A 15,418-nucleotide genomic window follows, 5' to 3' on the forward strand; every position below is an offset into this window, starting at 1 on the left:
CCTCCCATTTCTTGTTTACTACCGTTCGTAGATGACGACATTCCCGTGTCCATCATCCGCTACAGGAACCACATCGAGTCCATCCAGCCCGGCAGACAGGCATTCGCCGCTCTCGGCATTGAACGTCGCGTCATGCGCCGTGCAGAGGAGACGTGCACCATCAGCTGAAAGTATCGCGTCTGATCGGTAGTTCAAGGGGAGATACTGGTGCGGACAAGCGTTGACAAACCCGCGCACGACACCGTTGCGCCGGATGAGAAGAAGCGGGAACTCCTTCCCGTCACCACGCAAGACCATACATTTTGTATGCCCGTCGGCTATGTCCGCCGACGCGCATAAAACAGTGCCATTCTGAGGTGCTCCGGAATATGAGCGCCACGCATCACTCATGCACGATTGCCAGCCAGTTGGCCGCTCTTAGCTGCCGGCTGCACATTGCCCAGGACCCCGCGCTGGATCTGATCTTCTTCGATGGACTCGAACAGGGCCTTGAAATTGCCTTCGCCAAAGCCGTCATCGCCCTTTCTTTGAATGAACTCAAAGAAGATCGGCCCGATAACGGTTTTTGAGAAAATCTGTAGAAGAATGCGTGTCTCGCCACCGCCAAGAACGCCTTCGCCATCAATAAGAATGCCACGCTTTTTCAGTTTATCGAGCGGCTCATTGTGGTCTTTGACACGCGCCTTCGACTTTTCATAATAAATGTCCGGAGGACCGGGCATGAATTCCAGCCCCTGCTCCGCAATCGCATCCGTGCCGCCATAAATATCATTGCTGGCGATGGCTATATGCTGGATACCCTCGCCCTTATACTCACGAAGATATTCCTCGATCTGGCTATGATCATCCGCACTTTCATTGATCGGAATGCGGATTTTTCCATCAGGAGACGTCAATGCGCGGCTGGTCAGCCCGGTCATTTTCCCGGCGATGTCGAAATAGCGGATCTCACGGAAATTGAATGTGTCGTGGTAGAATTTGTACCAGGTGTTCATATTCCCGCGCACCACATTATGCGTGAGGTGGTCGAGATAGTAAAAGCCAAAGCCTTTCGGCTTCGGATCGACCTCGCCAAGCCATTCAAACTCCGCTGAATAGCACGAACCGTCATCGCCATAAGTGTCCACGAAATAAAGCAGCGAGCCACCGATGCCGATGACAGCGGGAACATCGAGTGACTTGCCGTCGCCGCGATATTCTTCGGCGCCAAGCTCCACTGCGCGCTGCAGCGCATGGTCTGCATCCACCACACGCCATGCCATTGCAGGCGCGCAAGGACCATGGTCTGCAACAAATGCAGCGGCATGGCTGTTTGGCTCACGGTTCAGAAGATAATTGATGTCGCCCTGACGGTAGAGAACAATGTCCTTCTTGCGGTGCTTGGCGACTGGATGAAAACCCATCTGCCGGAAGAGGATATCGAGTTTTTCAGGCTCGGGATGCGCGAATTCAACAAACTCGAAACCATCCGTCCCTGCGGGGTTTGCGTCGTTGATTTCCGCTTTCGGCGCGTCGTGCGGATATGGTCCCATTTTGAATCCTCCTTATCGTGATTGGAATAGATTCTACGAGACGAATTACGCGAAGGGCTTGCAATGTTGTGCATTATTGTGGAAGATTTGCATGAATTGTGAGACATAGGGATATTCAATGCACGAAATTACCCTCGATTCCTTTGATCGTGCAATTCTGCAAACATTGCAGCGGGACGCGTCATTGACCAATGCCGAGCTTTCCGAACTCGTCAATCTGTCACAATCCCAATGCTCACGTCGCCGCACAAGGCTGGAGCAGGAAGGCATTATTCAAGGCTATTCTGCCCGTCTCAACGCCACCAAACTGGGTTATGGACTGCGGGCTATCACACGCATCAATCTGTCGACGCACAATGAACGCACCGATGAATCTTTTGTCAGCTTTCTCGCAAGACATGAAGAAGTGCGCGAAGCCTATTCGGTTTCTGGCGATGCGGATTATGTTCTGATCATCGTTGCCAAAGATCTGGCCGCCTTTGCTGATTTCATTCACCTCGTGCTGCTGCCGCATCCGCAGGTTGCCCGGGTACAGTCCGAAATCGCCTTACGCACAATGAAATCAGAGAGCGGTCTACCCATCGGTTAGACAAACCACACAGGCTGGGACCGGAAATAGGCTGCTAGGCTTCACTTTCTATTCGCGTCAGCAAATCAAGCAGCAGAGGACGTAACCGACGGATTTCTTCGCGGTGGGTCAGGCTAAGTTCGGCCAGTATGTGGTCGGCTTCGTCGGTCAGGCCGAGTAGAGTTTGCCTTTTATCGTCCGCTCCGGGCAACCGCCTGAGAAGGCCCAAAGCTTCAAGACGCGCAATCAATCCGCTGGCGCTGTGCGGCTTCAAAACCAGGCGCTCCGCAACATAACCGACAGTGGCCTTGCCATCCGTTGATGCACGAATGGCCAAAAGAGCCTGATGCTGCTGCGGTGTCAGATGATACTCGGCAGCCTTGGTTTCGCTGAAAGCCATAAAATTTCGCAATGAATAGCGGAAATCCGCCAGCACCGCATAATCGCTATCAGTCATTTTTCTCGAAGCCATTTTTACCTTCTTGAATTATATCGTAATACGATATATCTCGCTTCCGATCTCATCAAGCCCGGAGCGATTATGTCCACGCCTTCAGCCATACCAAATCTTCCAAGGTTGCGCGACCATACGACCGACCGCCGTATGTTGATGCTCGCGCTCGCGGCTGTTGTGGTTGGCACAGGTGGCGCGTTCGGGGCGTGGCTGCTGCTAAAACTCATCGCCCTTTCGACCAATCTTTTCTGGTTCGGACGATTTTCATTCGTAAATTCTGAAATCATCGACAATCAACTAGGCTGGCTGGCGCTTATTATTCCCGTTATCGGCAGCCTCATTATTGGATTGATGGCGCGATATGGTTCGGAAAAAATCCGTGGGCACGGAATCCCGGAAGCCATTGAAGCAATCCTGTTTGGTGAAAGCCGTCTGTCGCTCAAGGTTGCGGTGCTGAAACCGCTATCTTCTGCAATCTCCATTGGCAGCGGCGGCCCTTTCGGTGCCGAGGGACCGATCATCATGACGGGCGGCGCCATTGGCTCCTTGTTTGCCCAGCTTTTTGAACTGAGTGCAGCGGAGCGGAAAACCCTGCTTGTCTCTGGCGCCACTGCAGGCATGACTGCGATATTCGGCACGCCTATGGCGGCCATCCTGCTTGCATTGGAAGTATTGCTTTTCGAATGGAAGCCGCGCAGTTTCATACCCGTTGTCGTCGCTGTTCTGGTCTCAACTGCCTGGCGGCCTTTTCTGATCAGTTCAGGCCCGCTTTTCCCCTTTATGAGCCTCGACGTTAGCGGCGGAATGCCTCTTTTGTTTGCGCTGCTGCTTGGCGCTATTGTCGGCATCCAGAGCGTGCTGCTCTCCACCGGCCTTTATCGCATCGAAGATATGTTCCACCGGCTGCCGGTTCACTGGATGTGGTGGCCAGCTCTTGGAGCGATCGCGGTTGGCGTCGGTGGGCTTATTGATCCACATGTCCTTGGTGCAGGCTATGCCAGCATTCAGCAATTGCTGGATGGCTCAATGACTCTGAAGGCAATCGCATTGCTGCTGGTGGTCAAGGCCGCGGTCTGGCTGATCGCGCTTGGGTCGGGCACTTCCGGCGGCGTCCTTGCTCCGCTTCTTCTGCTCGGAGGCGCTCTGGGCGCTTTGATTGGTCAGTTCTTGCCCGGCGGCGCAGGTTTCTGGGCGATGATCGGCATGGCCGGTATATTGAGCGGCGCGATGAGAGCACCACTGACAAGTGCGATCTTCGCAGTTGAACTCACTGGCCATTTTGCCGCGCTGCCCGAGACAATTGCCGCTTCGGCCTCGGCCTATGCCGTCAGCGTGCTCATTCTCAATCGTTCAATTCTGACGGAGAAAATTGCACGTCGGGGACGGCATATATTGCAGGAATATTCGGTGGACCCGTTTGCGTTCCTGCAGGCCTCTCACGTGATGACGCCCAGCCCCGAATGCCTGTCGGGCAAGCAGTCGATTGACGATACAATTGCATTCTTCACCAAAGACGCACGCCACAGAGCCTATCCCGTTCTGGACGATGACGGGCGCTTGCTCGGTCTTGTTTCAAGATCGGAAGTTCTGCAATGGCAGGTTTCCGGCGCTCCTGTGGCCGCATCCCTTGCCGAAACGCTCTCCGACGCCTCGCAACCAACAGCCTTTACATCAACGCCGCTGGGCGAGGTGGCCGATCTCATGGTCATGAGCGGTATTCCACGCATTCCTATACTCGACCCGCAATCACACAAGGTCGTTGGTCTGGTCTCGCGTCAGGACCTGCTCAAAGCGCGTATTCAACACAGCAATGTCGAGATGGTTCGGAAACGCTGAGGACGCGAAACAGGCAAACACTACCTATAAATTTCGGGCTTGTAGCGACTGCCCAAACGATAGCGATCACCAGCATAGATCAGCTTGTTGACGGTCGCGACTGTATCTCTGGTCCATGTGCGGCGGTCGAGATGAAGACACGCCGCATTGACCTCGATTTGCAACAAAGCCGCAATCGTTGCATCTGCAGTAACCGCTGAGATCACCTGTTCGACTTCCGTCATCGGTGTGCTCTTTTGCAGATAATCATAGGTCGTCATAATGCGGAAATCCTGCAGCTCATAGTCCTGCACCAGTTGCGTATTGACGAAACGTTCCTCCAACTGCACAGGCACATTGTTTTCGAAATGCACAATGATTGAATGCGCGACAGGTATTGGGCTTTGCAGTTCAAAAGCGTTCAACAGTGCGGCGTCCGGCTGCACAACATCGAGCGCCACCACCTGAGCGCGATGCGTGCCGCCGCGTGCGACGATCTCATTGGCAATATTCACCACTTCGATCAATGTCGTTTCGGGCTTTGGTGGCGACACAAACGTCCCAACACCTTGAATGCGCTTCAATATGCCTTGGTCGGTGAGTTCGCGCAGCGCGCGATTGACCGTCATGCGTGAGATACCTAACGCATCGACAAGCTCATGTTCTGAAGGCAGGCGGAAATTGCCTGGCCAGCGACCGGACCTGATGTTTTCCAGAACCTGGGCTTTGACCTTCTCGTAAAGCGGCCCCGCTGTTTCGGGCAGCTCCATCGCTGAAGCGTGGTCAGTATCCGACTTGCCGCCAGAGCCCATGATAAACTACGCTCCTATCCGTATGATCGTTTTCAGACCCTCGGCTTGCCCTGCAAGCAAGCGGTCGTAAGCCTCTGGTACGTCATCGAGCGAAATTTCTCGATCAATCAATTCGACAAGCGATGCTTCCAGTTCTGGGAGCAATGCTGCGATTTCCGCAAGCTCGTCCTGATAGGCGTGGCAGCCGATCAGACTGATTTCACGCTCGACCAGAACATTCGGATCAAGCTCAATCTTGCCGTGCGAAATCCCGACAAGCGCCAGAGAACCACCACCCGACAGAACATCGATTATCGCATTCAAAACGGCGATATTGCCCGTCGCATCGATTGCATAACGCAGAGTCTTTCCTGATAGAGCTGCTTCCAGCGCTGTTTTGTTGAGCTGAACACTGGTCGCGCCGGTAACCCGTGCAACCAGTTGTGCCCGCTGTTCATTACGGTCGCAGACCAGCACTTGCCCATCGTGCAACCTCGATAATAATAAAGCAACAAGCCCGCCAATCGGCCCGCAACCGACAACGAGAACCGCCTCGCCCAACGGCACGCGCTGCTTGCGAATGGCATGTAACGCGACCGAAAGCGGCTCTCCCATCGCGGCAACAACAGGGTTGATGTTTGCGGCATAAGGGACAAGCAACCGGGAAGGCAGCGCAGTCTCCTCGGCAAAGCCGCCATCGCAGACTTCACCGATAAATCCGAGAGTGGAACAGACATTGTGCCGACCGCTCTTGCAAGCCGGGCACTCGCCGCACCAATATCTGGAATCGGCAATCACCGTATCGCCCGGCTTGAACCCGCTGACACCGGCACCAATCTCGGTCACGACACCGGCAAATTCATGTCCCGCGACCGATGGCGAGCGACTGATCCACTGTCCGGTGGCGAAATTGTGCAGGTCGGAACCGCAAATTCCAGCCGCTGACACTTTCAGTCGGACCCAGCCCGGCTCAAGCGCCGCTGGCGGGTCGATAGTCTCGACCCGCAAATCCTTGGCCGCATAAAGCCTGACCGCTTTCATGGAACTCACCTTGCTCAGAGATAGTCTTTACGGATTTCCGAAACGGCATTTTCATGAGAAGAAAAGCCCTCATAACGGGCAAGCGTGCGGGCATGCTTGGCGAATTCCGGATAGGCGGAAGCCGTCACATAGCCGATGGAAGAGCGCTTCACGAAATCGGTCACTGAAAGCGGGCCATAGGTCCGAGCCCAGCGGCTGGTCGGCAGCACGGCATTCGGGCCAAGGCCGAAATTGCCGATGACGACCGGCGTATGCGGCCCCATGAGAATTTCAGCCGCCTCGGTAATGTGGCCAAGATGCGCAAACGGATCGGTCGAAAGAAGCTCCAGATGTTCCGGCGCATATTCGTTGATGAAGCGATAGCTTTCCTCGATTGACGACGTCAGAACGATGCCGCCATATTTGCCGGTCAGCACAGTCTTGGAGAAGCCGACGCGCTGTTCCGTCATGCGTGCCCAATGATCGGGCAGAGCGGCAAGTGCTTCCTCAACCACACGACGGCTATGCGTAACAAGCCATGCAGATGAATCCGGGCCGTGTTCGGCTTCGATCAAAAGGTCAAGCGCGGCAAGACCGCCCTTGACGGTATCATCAGCAAAAATCACCGCTTCGGATGGGCCTGCAGGCAATCCCGGATCGATGACGCCACCAAGAAGCCGCTTTGCAGCGACAACCCACGGGCTGCCCGGACCAACGATCTTGAGTGCACGCTTCACGGTCTCTGTACCGTAAGCAACCGCTGCAACGGCTTGCGCGCCGCCCACTTTGTAGACCGTTTCCACACCGGCAAGACGTGCCGCAACAAGCGTGGCGGCATCAACCGAGCCATCCGGTGTTGGCGGGGTCACAATGGCCAGTTCCGGCACACCGGCGACGACAGCGGGAACGGCTGTCATCATGGTGACAGACGGAAAAGCGCCCTTGCCGCGCGGAATATAAAGCGCCACGGAGCGGATTGGCGTAAAGCGGTCACCCGCAAAGGCGCCGGGACGCATTTCCTTCAGCCACATCGCTTCCGGCTTCTGCTCTTCGTGAAAGTGACGGATATTGTCGATGCCAAACTGAATGGCTTCGATGACGTCTTTTTCAACCTTGTCGAACGCCGCGTCAAACTCCGCCTCGGTTGCCTTGATATTGGCCGGATCAACTTCAGCCTTGTCCAGATCGCGCGCAAACCGCACCAGTGCGGCGTCGCCTTCCGTACGCACCGCTTCAATGATCGGCTTCACTTTCTCGACAAAGCCGGAAAGATCGGTTTCCGAACGCTTCAGAAGCTCCGCGCGTCCAGCATCGTCGAGCTTTGCCAGTTCGTGAAAGGTAACATCGGACATAGTCGGCTCCTTGCTTGCCGCGATGGGGACGCAGCTGGTCATTTCGATTTGAGGAAAATGTCGAGCCCGACCAGCCGGTCGAGCAGGAAAATGGCAAACGCAGCGCAGGCGATGAAAACAACGGAGATCGCTGCAAGATCGGGTGTGATGATGGACCGGATCGAATTGTAAATCTGCACCGGCAAGGTGACGATACGGGCATCAACCAGCAACAGGCTCACCAAAAACTCGTTGAGTGCCAGAATGAACATCAGCAATGAGCCGCTGATCACACCCGGCACCACCACGGGCAGTGTGACAAAGAAGAATGTCGATATAGGCCCTGCCCCGCAATTGGCGGCGGCCAGTTCAAGATCGGCGTCGAGATTGGCAGCACTTGCTGTCACCGCCCAGATCATGAATGGGAGATTGATGACGCAGGCTGCAATCCCCACCGGCCAGAGCTGACCGAGAATACCCGCATGCCCGAAGATCAGCATCAAACCGATGCCCGAACCGATCAGCGGGATCGTAAAAGGGAGAAGCAGATAGATCTGGATCGTCTTTTCAAAACGAACCGCATATTTGGCCAGAGCAATACCGGCGAGCGTCCCGATCGGAATGGCCGCGATGGTGCAGATGAAGGAGACGTAGAGCGAACGCAGGAATGCGTCCCACAGATCACTCGTCCCGACGATCTTTTGATACCACTTCAGTGAAAACCCTTCCGGCGGAAAGGTGATCATATTACCGGAGGTAAACGAGGCTCCGAGAACCACGATGGTCGGGGCCGAAAGCAGGATCAGCACGGCAATGACAAAGGTCCAGATAACGACGGATTTGGACAATGGAGCGGTCATTTGCGCGCCCTCCCCATGGCAAGCGTTCCCGCCCCGAACAGAGTAAACACAATCCCGACAAGGATGGAGCCGACACCGACCAAAAGCAGCGCCAATGTCGCCCCCAATCCCTGATCTGACGTGCGGAAGAACTGGTCATAGATCGCGTTGGCGATAAAGTCCTGAGAGCCGCCGCCGAGAATTGCCGGAATGGCAAAGTCGGTGAGCGAAAGCGTCATGACCACCAGCCCCGCACCGATCAGGCCCGGGCGTGCCATGGGCAGCACAACATGCGCAAATGTACGCAACCAGTTCGCACCGAGCGAACTTGCCGCAGCTTCCATTTCTTCTGGTATGGCCGTCAGTGCCGGCGCCAGCATCAGAACTGCGAATGGCAGCATATATTGCACAAGGCCGAACAGAACCGCGGGGTAGTTATAGAGCAGGCGCAGGGGCGCGATGCCGACGAGACCGAGCGCCTCGTTCACCATGCCCTGATTACCCAGAATGATAAGCCATCCATAGGCGCGCACGACCTGCCCGATGAAAAACGGCAGAAAAAGCGCAATCAGCAGAAATTTGCGCAGCGCGGCCGAAGGCGTTCTGACCATCAGATACGCATAAGGAAATGCCAGAACGAGTGTGAAAAAGGTCACGACGAGCGATCCCAGAAGACTGCGCCAGGCGACCGTCGCAAAAAGGGATTCCGTCAGGGCCCGCTTGTAGTTTGCAAGCGTATAATAGTCCGACATCAGGAATGTCGACGTATCGAGCGTGCGCAGGCTGGCATCTGCGATCTGGATTAGCCCCAGCACCAACAAGCCAACCAGAACAATTGCCGGAAGCAGCATCAGATAGGGCACAGCACGGTTGAACCGCGCGGGCCATAAAAAGGCTGCGATTGCTTCCAGCGCGTCCATGATGCGCCATGTCATGGGATAGGCAGTGCGTGCCGCTCGCATGTTTCAATTCCTGAATATTTGCCGTGAGATATCGGGCATCGGGATCGCCCTGTTGGGGCGACCCTTGTTGTTCACGAGGCTGGCTCAGCCCTGCATAATTGCCTTGAACTTGGAGAACCACTCGCTCTCGTTCTCAACCTGTACCTTGGCCGAGATGCGGATGAGATGTTTGAAATCCTCTTCCGTCGTCGGATAAGCCGGGTCGTTCACCAGATCGGCCGGCGGGGTCAAACCCGGAACCACACCCGGCAAGCCGAGACCATCGAGCCAGACTTGCTGTGCATCCTTGGTCAAGGCGAAATTGACATATTCCTTGGCCCAGTAAAGTTCGTTCTCTGGCAGACCCTTTGGAACCCAAAGACCATCCGTGTCGAACTTTGCACCCTCTTCTGGAACGGTCCAGTCGATCTTGACGCCGTTCTTCTGCGCTTCGCGTGCATTGGTCGAGATGGTGCAGGCCAGATCGATTTCACCCTTCTGGAACCAGGTGGTGAAATCCGGATCTTCACCGAGAAGCGGCTGCTGCTGCTTCACCTTTGTAATGAAATCCCAGGCTGGCTGCATATTGGCCGGAATGTCTTCAAGCTTGCCGCCACCGGCAACCTGCGCCGGGAAGTGGAAACCGATGCCATCATTGTAAAGCGCGATGCGTCCCTTGAACTTCGGATCAAGCAGGGCATGCCACGACTTCGGTGGGCCGTCCGGGAACGCTTCCGGGCGATAGGCCAGCACATAGACATAGCCATAGGTATTGACGATCGGATAGCCGTCGAGGCCGACCGGCTTGGCAAGATCGGTAGTGTTCTTCAAGTTCGGCAGATCGGCCAGATCTTCCGTCACACCGCGCAATGCCGACTTGGTCGCATTGGTCGTCGTATCCCAGTTGACATGGATCGGCGGAATGCGCTTCTGCGCCACCGCAGCCCAAAGCTTCGGCTGGATCTCGTTGTCTTCAGTCAGATCGTGGCGAATTGAAATGCCGGTCTTCGCGGTGAAGGGATCGGAAACGCCCGCTTTCAGCGCGTCGACCCAGCTGCCACCCCAGGCGCGAACAATCAGTTCCTTTGGCTTCGCAGGCTCTTCTGCAAAGGCGCGGGACAGGCCGAGTGAAGTCGTTCCGGCTGCAGCAGCAAGAGCGCCCGCACTTTGCAGGAAGCGACGGCGGTCGAGTATCAAAAATGGCTTCTTCAGAGCGCTCATTATGTTCTCTCCTCTAGGGTTTTGTCTCTAGTCAGGTGTTCAGTTCATGCTGCAAAAACGATTAGATCGCGGGCATTCCAGCCAATGGGAACAGTCGCGCCTTCTTCAAACTGGCTGTGTCCAACCGGATCGTGATCGAACACGCGCATCAACGCGTTGCCCAACGCGGGCACGCGCAATTCGTAAACAATGCGCTCGCCTTCAAAAATCGCATCAGTCACCACACCTTCAAGCTTCGTATCAAGCCCTGCACCGCTCTCGGCATTGGAACCAATGCGGATCTGTTCGGCGCGAATGGCACAAGAAACGGTATCGCCTGCCGCAACGGGCTTACGACCATCGACAGCGACACCAGCAAGTTTCGGCCCTGCATCAATCTGCACAACGCTGCCATCCATGGCGGCAGCTTTACCGGTGATGAAGTTGGTGACGCCGATGAAGTTTGCGACAAAAGCATTGGACGGGTTACGATAGGTTTCCGACGGCCTTGCCATTTGTTGTATTTCGCCGCCATCCATAACGATGATCTCATCCGACACAACCAGTGCTTCCCGCTGATCGTGGGTGACGTTGATGGTCGTGACGCCCAGTTCGCGCTGGATGCGGCGAAATTCAAGCTGCATTTCTTCACGAAGCTTGCGGTCGAGTGCGGCCAGCGGTTCGTCAAGCAGCAGAAGATCAGGTTCAAATACAAGGGCGCGCGCAATGGCGACACGCTGCTGCTGACCGCCGGAAAGTTCGTGGACACGTCGGCTACCCAATCCGCCAAGACGAACCAGATCGAGATAGCGCTCAACCCGTTCGGGAATGGTACGAGCATCAAAACGGCGCATCTTGAGTGGGAAGGCGACATTCTCCGCCGCTGTCATATGCGGAAACAAGGCGAGTTTCTGGAACACCATGCCGATCGAACGCTTGTGCGACGGGACTGCGCTGACAGCCTGACCATTAATGAAGATCTCGCCGACACTCGGGCGTTGGAAGCCTGCGATAAGTCGCAGCAAAGTCGTTTTTCCCGAGCCGGACGGCCCGAGAATAGTCAGGAAACGCCCCTGTTCGAGGTCAAATGAAGCCGATCGGACGGCATGAAAGCCGTTATAGATCATGCTGACGTTCTTGGCCGAGACGGCAACCGGTCCGATCTTCGCAGCAGAGCCTGTTCCGTTTTCGGTGGTTTTCATCAATGTTTCCCGTTTCATTCGAAGGCGTTTAAAAACGCCAGATAGAATTGTCTCAAATCGTGTTTCGATACTCCGAAACACTTAAATCGATGCCAGATAGCCGCCGTCGATTGGAATAATCTGCCCCGTCACATAAGCCGAAGCTTTGCTCGCCAGAAAAACGACGGCTCCGGCGACATCTTCCATCCGGCCAAACCGACCTTGCGGAATCTTGTCCAGCATGGATTTTTGCCACTCGTCATTCTCATAAAAGATGTCCGTCATCGACGTACGGAAATAGCCGGGTGCGATACCGTTGACCCGAATGCCATGCGGCGCCCATTCCGTTGCGAGTGCATGCGTCATACCCATAAGGCCGGATTTCGACGAGCCATAAGGCGCTGCCGTCGGCACGCCGACATAGGAGGTGAGTGAACAAAGATTGATGATTGCGCCACCGTTTTTGGCATCCGTCATGTGACGCGCGGCAGCCTGAGCACAAAAGAAAGCGCCCTTCAGATTGGTCGAGACAATGCGATCCCACAGCTCTTCGTCAACGTCGAGCGAGGGCCGTATTTCTTCATAACCGGCATTGTTAACGAGAATATCCAGACCGCCCAGTTTTGCAGCAGCTTGCGCAGCCACGTCAGCACAGGCAGCAACGTCGCGCACATCCAGCGAGAGCGGCACGCAAGCGCGCCCAAGAGCGGCAATACGAGAAGCCGTTTCGGTCAGATCGTCGGACTTGCGCGCTGTTATGGAAACATCAGCTCCTGCCGATGCAAGTGCTTCGGCAATAGCCTGTCCCAGCCCCCGGCTTGCACCGGTGACCAGCGCTTTACGCCCGCTAAGGTCGAAAAGCGATAAAACCTGCATCATGTTCCCCTATGGACCTTGCCTGAACAAAACATCGCCAGAACTTCTAATCATTCTGCGAGTAATGTTTAGCAATTTTTTATGGTCTCCCCGACATAAAGCCATCTTTTTCGGAACTTGTCTATACATATATATACAAAATAGGAGTTTAGTCTTAGAACTCTCTTTATGAAGGACGCGCCACATCCAAGAGCGCGCCGTCAGAGGAGAACGCAAATGACCAAAAATGAAGCATCGCTCGGCAGTCTGATTCGTCCAGAAATACGGGCGCTTAGCCCCTATAATGCGGGACTCACCATGGCCGAAGTTGAAGGGCGATATCACCCGGCTCAGATCGCAAAGCTCGGTTCGAACGAAAACCCATTAGGCCCATCCCCAAAAATCGAAGAGCTTTTTGCATCCGTGCATGATCTGCTGCGACTCTATCCAGATCCCTCCGGTCGCACTTTGGCGCTGGAGATAGCACGAGAATTTCAGTGGCCCGAAGATCAGGTCATTCTGGGCAATGGGTCAGAAGATCTCATTGGGGTGATCTGCCGCTCTGTCCTTCGCGCCAGCGATCGCGTCGTAACACTTTATCCCTCCTTCCCTTTGCATGAAGACTATTCAACCTTGATGGGCGCAACCGTCGAACGGGTTGAAGTCAAGCAATCACTGGAGGTGGATATCGACGCATTAGTGGCGGCCGTCGCGAAAGGCCCGCGCCTTGTCATGTTCGCAAATCCGCTCAATCCGGTAGGCAGCTGGCTTGATCCAGACGCACTGCAACGGGTTATAAAAGCCGTCTCGCCAGACACCTTGCTTGTACTGGATGAAGCCTATGCGGAATATGCCGCTGGCGATGACTATCCGTCAGCCATCGACCTGTTACGTAATACCGATCTCAACTGGGTAGTGCTGCGGACTTTTTCCAAGGCTTACGGTCTGGCAGGCGCGCGCCTCGGCTTTGGCCTTACAAGCAGCAGCGTCTTGCGCGGATATCTCGACCGCGCCCGCACGCCCTTCAATGCCAATGCGATTGCGCAGGCGACAGGGTTGATCGCTCGTCGCGACACCGAACATCTTGCTACAGGCGTAGCACTTGCCTTGCGTGAACGGGATCGGGTGGCTGAGTTTCTCACGACGCGAAAAATCCGGTTCGCCCCGTCGAAAGGCAACTTTCTGTTCATCGACGTAAAGGCGGATTCCGTCTCTTTTGCAGAGAAGCTCTTGCGAGACGGCGTTATTGTCAAACCTTGGAAGCAACAAGGTTATACGACTTTCATCCGCGTCAGCATCGGCAGCCCGGAAGAGAACAACCATTTCATGCGTTCGTTTGATCGGATAGTTGATCTCAGTTGATTTGACTGCGGCTGTCAGCTCTATTGCAATGGACCACAGCAGCCGCTCTCTACTCATTCACCCGGGAGAAAAACATGAATATTGGAATGCTGATCGACGGACAGGACGTTGCCGCTTTAGATAAAGCGACATTCAACCGCCTCGATCCGGTTACTGGAAAAGAGGCCACAACCGCCCCGGCTGCCAAACTGGCTGATATCGATCTGGCGGTAAAATCCGCCTCTACCGCCTTCGCCACATGGTCGGAGACGGGCCCAAGCGAGCGCCGCACCATTTTGCTGCGGGCTGCCGATATTCTCGACGCGCGGCTTGAAGACTTTGTCGCTTGCGGAATTGAGGAAACCGGCGCAACCGCACCCTGGATCGGTTTCAATGTCGGGCTCGCCGCAAAGATCCTGCGTGAATGCGCTGCTGCGACGACGCAGATCAAGGGCGAAATCATTCCATCCGACAAACCCGGCACGCTCTCCATGGCGATGCGTGAGCCGGTTGGCGTCATGGTCGGCATGGCGCCCTGGAATGCGCCGGTGATCCTGGCTGTCCGCGCCTTCGCAATGCCGATTGCCTGCGGCAATACGGTGGTGCTCAAAGCTTCCGAGATGTGCCCTCGCCTGCATCGGATGCTTGGCGATGTCATGCTGGATGCTGGCTTGCCCATTGGCGTTCTGAACGTCGTCAGTCACAGCGCAGCCGACGCGCCGGAAGTTGTGTCGGGGCTGGTTTCACATCCGCTCGTCAAGCGGATCAACTTTACCGGCTCGACACGCGTGGGCAAGATCATCGCCCTTGAAGCAGCGAAACACCTCAAGCCTGTTCTCCTTGAACTCGGCGGCAAGGCTCCATTAGTGGTGTTGGATGACGCCGATCTGGACGGCGCGGTCAACGCGGCGATCTTCGGCGCTTTCATGAATCAAGGTCAGATCTGCATGTCGACCGAACGCATTATCATTGACGAAAAAATCGCCGATGAATTTGTGAAACGCTTTACGGCGCGCGCATCCGCCTTGCCTGTCGGCAACCCGCGCGAAAGGGTCGCTCTTGGTGCTGTCGTCGCGCAAGGCACAGTCGACCGGGTACTGGAACTTGTCGAGGACGCGAAAAGCGCCGGTGCCAGTGTGACAACCGGTGGAACAGCGAACGGCACGATCATGCCCGCAACTATCGTCGACAAGGTCACCCCCGCCATGCGCCTGTTCCGGGAGGAATCCTTCGGTCCGGTTGTTTGCGTCATACGCGCCAACGGCGACAGTCACGCCATAGAACTGGCAAACGATACTGAATACGGATTATCCTCAGCCGTGTTCAGCCAGAACATCGACCGCGCCTTGAAAGCGGCGCGCAAAATTGATGCCGGCATTTGCCACATCAACGGACCAACGGTTGGAGACGAGCCGCAAATGCCATTCGGCGGCGTGAAGGAGAGCGGTTACGGGCGTTTCGGCGGATCGGCTGGCATAGACTCTTTCACCAATCTGCGCTGGATCACAATCGAAGATCCGCAGCAACATTATCCGTTCTGATCGAGCGGC

Annotated in this window: 15 protein-coding genes; 4 read left to right on the forward strand and 11 right to left on the reverse strand. The window is 55.6% G+C overall.

Annotated elements, in window-relative coordinates; genetic code table 11:
• Positions 1–18: 18 nt before the first annotated feature.
• The gene (locus tag QBD01_RS16850; protein WP_280993773.1) at positions 19–390 is read right to left on the reverse strand and encodes a Rieske 2Fe-2S domain-containing protein; all 372 of its coding nucleotides are present in this window, start codon (positions 388–390) and stop codon (positions 19–21) included.
• The gene (gene hppD, locus QBD01_RS16855; RefSeq protein ID WP_280993774.1) at positions 387–1,532 is read right to left on the reverse strand and encodes a 4-hydroxyphenylpyruvate dioxygenase; all 1,146 of its coding nucleotides are present in this window, start codon (positions 1,530–1,532) and stop codon (positions 387–389) included. Before hppD ends, QBD01_RS16850 begins: the two co-directional genes overlap by 4 nt.
• Before the next feature lie 118 nt (positions 1,533–1,650).
• On the opposite strand from hppD, the gene QBD01_RS16860 reads away from it, so the two are divergent.
• Entirely contained in the window at positions 1,651–2,121 is a 471-nt protein-coding gene (locus QBD01_RS16860; protein WP_182521523.1) for an Lrp/AsnC family transcriptional regulator, read from the forward strand.
• A 34-nt stretch (positions 2,122–2,155) separates the two neighbouring features.
• On the opposite strand, the gene QBD01_RS16865 is transcribed toward QBD01_RS16860, so the two are convergent.
• The gene (locus QBD01_RS16865) at positions 2,156–2,572 is read right to left on the reverse strand and encodes a MarR family transcriptional regulator (protein ID WP_280993775.1); all 417 of its coding nucleotides are present in this window, start codon (positions 2,570–2,572) and stop codon (positions 2,156–2,158) included.
• A 69-nt stretch (positions 2,573–2,641) separates the two neighbouring features.
• Here QBD01_RS16865 and QBD01_RS16870 point away from each other — a divergent pair, with 69 nt between their 5' ends.
• Positions 2,642–4,390: a chloride channel protein gene (locus QBD01_RS16870; RefSeq protein WP_280993776.1), complete on the forward strand. Its 1,749-nt coding sequence runs from the start codon at positions 2,642–2,644 to the stop codon at positions 4,388–4,390.
• A gap of 20 nt (positions 4,391–4,410) precedes the next feature.
• Here QBD01_RS16870 and hutC read toward each other — a convergent pair whose 3' ends face one another.
• From hutC to QBD01_RS16910, 8 genes are all read right to left on the reverse strand, one after another.
• A complete protein-coding gene (gene hutC, locus QBD01_RS16875; protein ID WP_280993777.1) occupies positions 4,411–5,181 on the reverse strand; it encodes a histidine utilization repressor in 771 nt (256 codons plus the stop codon).
• Positions 5,182–5,187: 6 nt separating this feature from the next.
• Positions 5,188–6,201, reverse strand: a complete 1,014-nt coding sequence (locus QBD01_RS16880; RefSeq protein WP_280993778.1) for an alcohol dehydrogenase catalytic domain-containing protein — start codon at positions 6,199–6,201, stop codon at positions 5,188–5,190.
• A 14-nt stretch (positions 6,202–6,215) separates the two neighbouring features.
• Positions 6,216–7,532: a histidinol dehydrogenase gene (gene hisD / locus QBD01_RS16885; protein ID WP_280993779.1), complete on the reverse strand. Its 1,317-nt coding sequence runs from the start codon at positions 7,530–7,532 to the stop codon at positions 6,216–6,218.
• A gap of 38 nt (positions 7,533–7,570) precedes the next feature.
• Positions 7,571–8,371: an ABC transporter permease gene (locus QBD01_RS16890; protein WP_280993780.1), complete on the reverse strand. Its 801-nt coding sequence runs from the start codon at positions 8,369–8,371 to the stop codon at positions 7,571–7,573.
• Complete coding sequence (locus QBD01_RS16895; RefSeq protein ID WP_182521528.1) at positions 8,368–9,312, reverse strand: ABC transporter permease; 945 nt, start codon at positions 9,310–9,312, stop codon at positions 8,368–8,370. Before QBD01_RS16895 ends, QBD01_RS16890 begins: the two co-directional genes overlap by 4 nt.
• Before the next feature lie 84 nt (positions 9,313–9,396).
• The gene (locus QBD01_RS16900) at positions 9,397–10,512 is read right to left on the reverse strand and encodes a PotD/PotF family extracellular solute-binding protein (RefSeq protein WP_280993781.1); all 1,116 of its coding nucleotides are present in this window, start codon (positions 10,510–10,512) and stop codon (positions 9,397–9,399) included.
• A gap of 44 nt (positions 10,513–10,556) precedes the next feature.
• Entirely contained in the window at positions 10,557–11,693 is a 1,137-nt protein-coding gene (locus tag QBD01_RS16905) for an ABC transporter ATP-binding protein (protein WP_280993782.1), read from the reverse strand.
• Positions 11,694–11,774: 81 nt separating this feature from the next.
• Complete coding sequence (locus QBD01_RS16910) at positions 11,775–12,548, reverse strand: glucose 1-dehydrogenase (protein WP_280993852.1); 774 nt, start codon at positions 12,546–12,548, stop codon at positions 11,775–11,777.
• A gap of 216 nt (positions 12,549–12,764) precedes the next feature.
• Between QBD01_RS16910 and QBD01_RS16915 the strand changes: the two genes are divergently transcribed.
• Complete coding sequence (locus QBD01_RS16915; RefSeq protein ID WP_280993783.1) at positions 12,765–13,889, forward strand: histidinol-phosphate transaminase; 1,125 nt, start codon at positions 12,765–12,767, stop codon at positions 13,887–13,889.
• A 74-nt stretch (positions 13,890–13,963) separates the two neighbouring features.
• A complete protein-coding gene (locus tag QBD01_RS16920; RefSeq protein ID WP_280993784.1) occupies positions 13,964–15,409 on the forward strand; it encodes an aldehyde dehydrogenase in 1,446 nt (481 codons plus the stop codon).
• Positions 15,410–15,418 lie beyond the last annotated feature (9 nt).

It is taken from the genome of Ochrobactrum sp. 19YEA23 (assembly GCF_029909865.1).
Lineage (GTDB): Bacteria > Pseudomonadota > Alphaproteobacteria > Rhizobiales > Rhizobiaceae > Brucella > Brucella gambitense.

What these genes read in the sequence shown, in the direction of transcription:
- QBD01_RS16850 (WP_280993773.1), bottom strand. Translation starts at nt 390, where the DNA reads ATGAGTGATGCGTGGCGCTCATATTCCGGAGCACCTCAGAATGGCACT.
- hppD (WP_280993774.1), bottom strand. Translation starts at nt 1,532, where the DNA reads ATGGGACCATATCCGCACGACGCGCCGAAAGCGGAAATCAACGACGCA.
- QBD01_RS16860 (WP_182521523.1), top strand. Translation starts at nt 1,651, where the DNA reads ATGCACGAAATTACCCTCGATTCCTTTGATCGTGCAATTCTGCAAACA.
- QBD01_RS16865 (WP_280993775.1), bottom strand. Translation starts at nt 2,572, where the DNA reads ATGGCTTCGAGAAAAATGACTGATAGCGATTATGCGGTGCTGGCGGAT.
- QBD01_RS16870 (WP_280993776.1), top strand. Translation starts at nt 2,642, where the DNA reads ATGTCCACGCCTTCAGCCATACCAAATCTTCCAAGGTTGCGCGACCAT.
- hutC (WP_280993777.1), bottom strand. Translation starts at nt 5,181, where the DNA reads ATGGGCTCTGGCGGCAAGTCGGATACTGACCACGCTTCAGCGATGGAG.
- QBD01_RS16880 (WP_280993778.1), bottom strand. Translation starts at nt 6,201, where the DNA reads ATGAAAGCGGTCAGGCTTTATGCGGCCAAGGATTTGCGGGTCGAGACT.
- hisD (WP_280993779.1), bottom strand. Translation starts at nt 7,532, where the DNA reads ATGTCCGATGTTACCTTTCACGAACTGGCAAAGCTCGACGATGCTGGA.
- QBD01_RS16890 (WP_280993780.1), bottom strand. Translation starts at nt 8,371, where the DNA reads ATGACCGCTCCATTGTCCAAATCCGTCGTTATCTGGACCTTTGTCATT.
- QBD01_RS16895 (WP_182521528.1), bottom strand. Translation starts at nt 9,312, where the DNA reads ATGCGAGCGGCACGCACTGCCTATCCCATGACATGGCGCATCATGGAC.
- QBD01_RS16900 (WP_280993781.1), bottom strand. Translation starts at nt 10,512, where the DNA reads ATGAGCGCTCTGAAGAAGCCATTTTTGATACTCGACCGCCGTCGCTTC.
- QBD01_RS16905 (WP_280993782.1), bottom strand. Translation starts at nt 11,693, where the DNA reads ATGAAAACCACCGAAAACGGAACAGGCTCTGCTGCGAAGATCGGACCG.
- QBD01_RS16910 (WP_280993852.1), bottom strand. Translation starts at nt 12,548, where the DNA reads ATGCAGGTTTTATCGCTTTTCGACCTTAGCGGGCGTAAAGCGCTGGTC.
- QBD01_RS16915 (WP_280993783.1), top strand. Translation starts at nt 12,765, where the DNA reads ATGACCAAAAATGAAGCATCGCTCGGCAGTCTGATTCGTCCAGAAATA.
- QBD01_RS16920 (WP_280993784.1), top strand. Translation starts at nt 13,964, where the DNA reads ATGAATATTGGAATGCTGATCGACGGACAGGACGTTGCCGCTTTAGAT.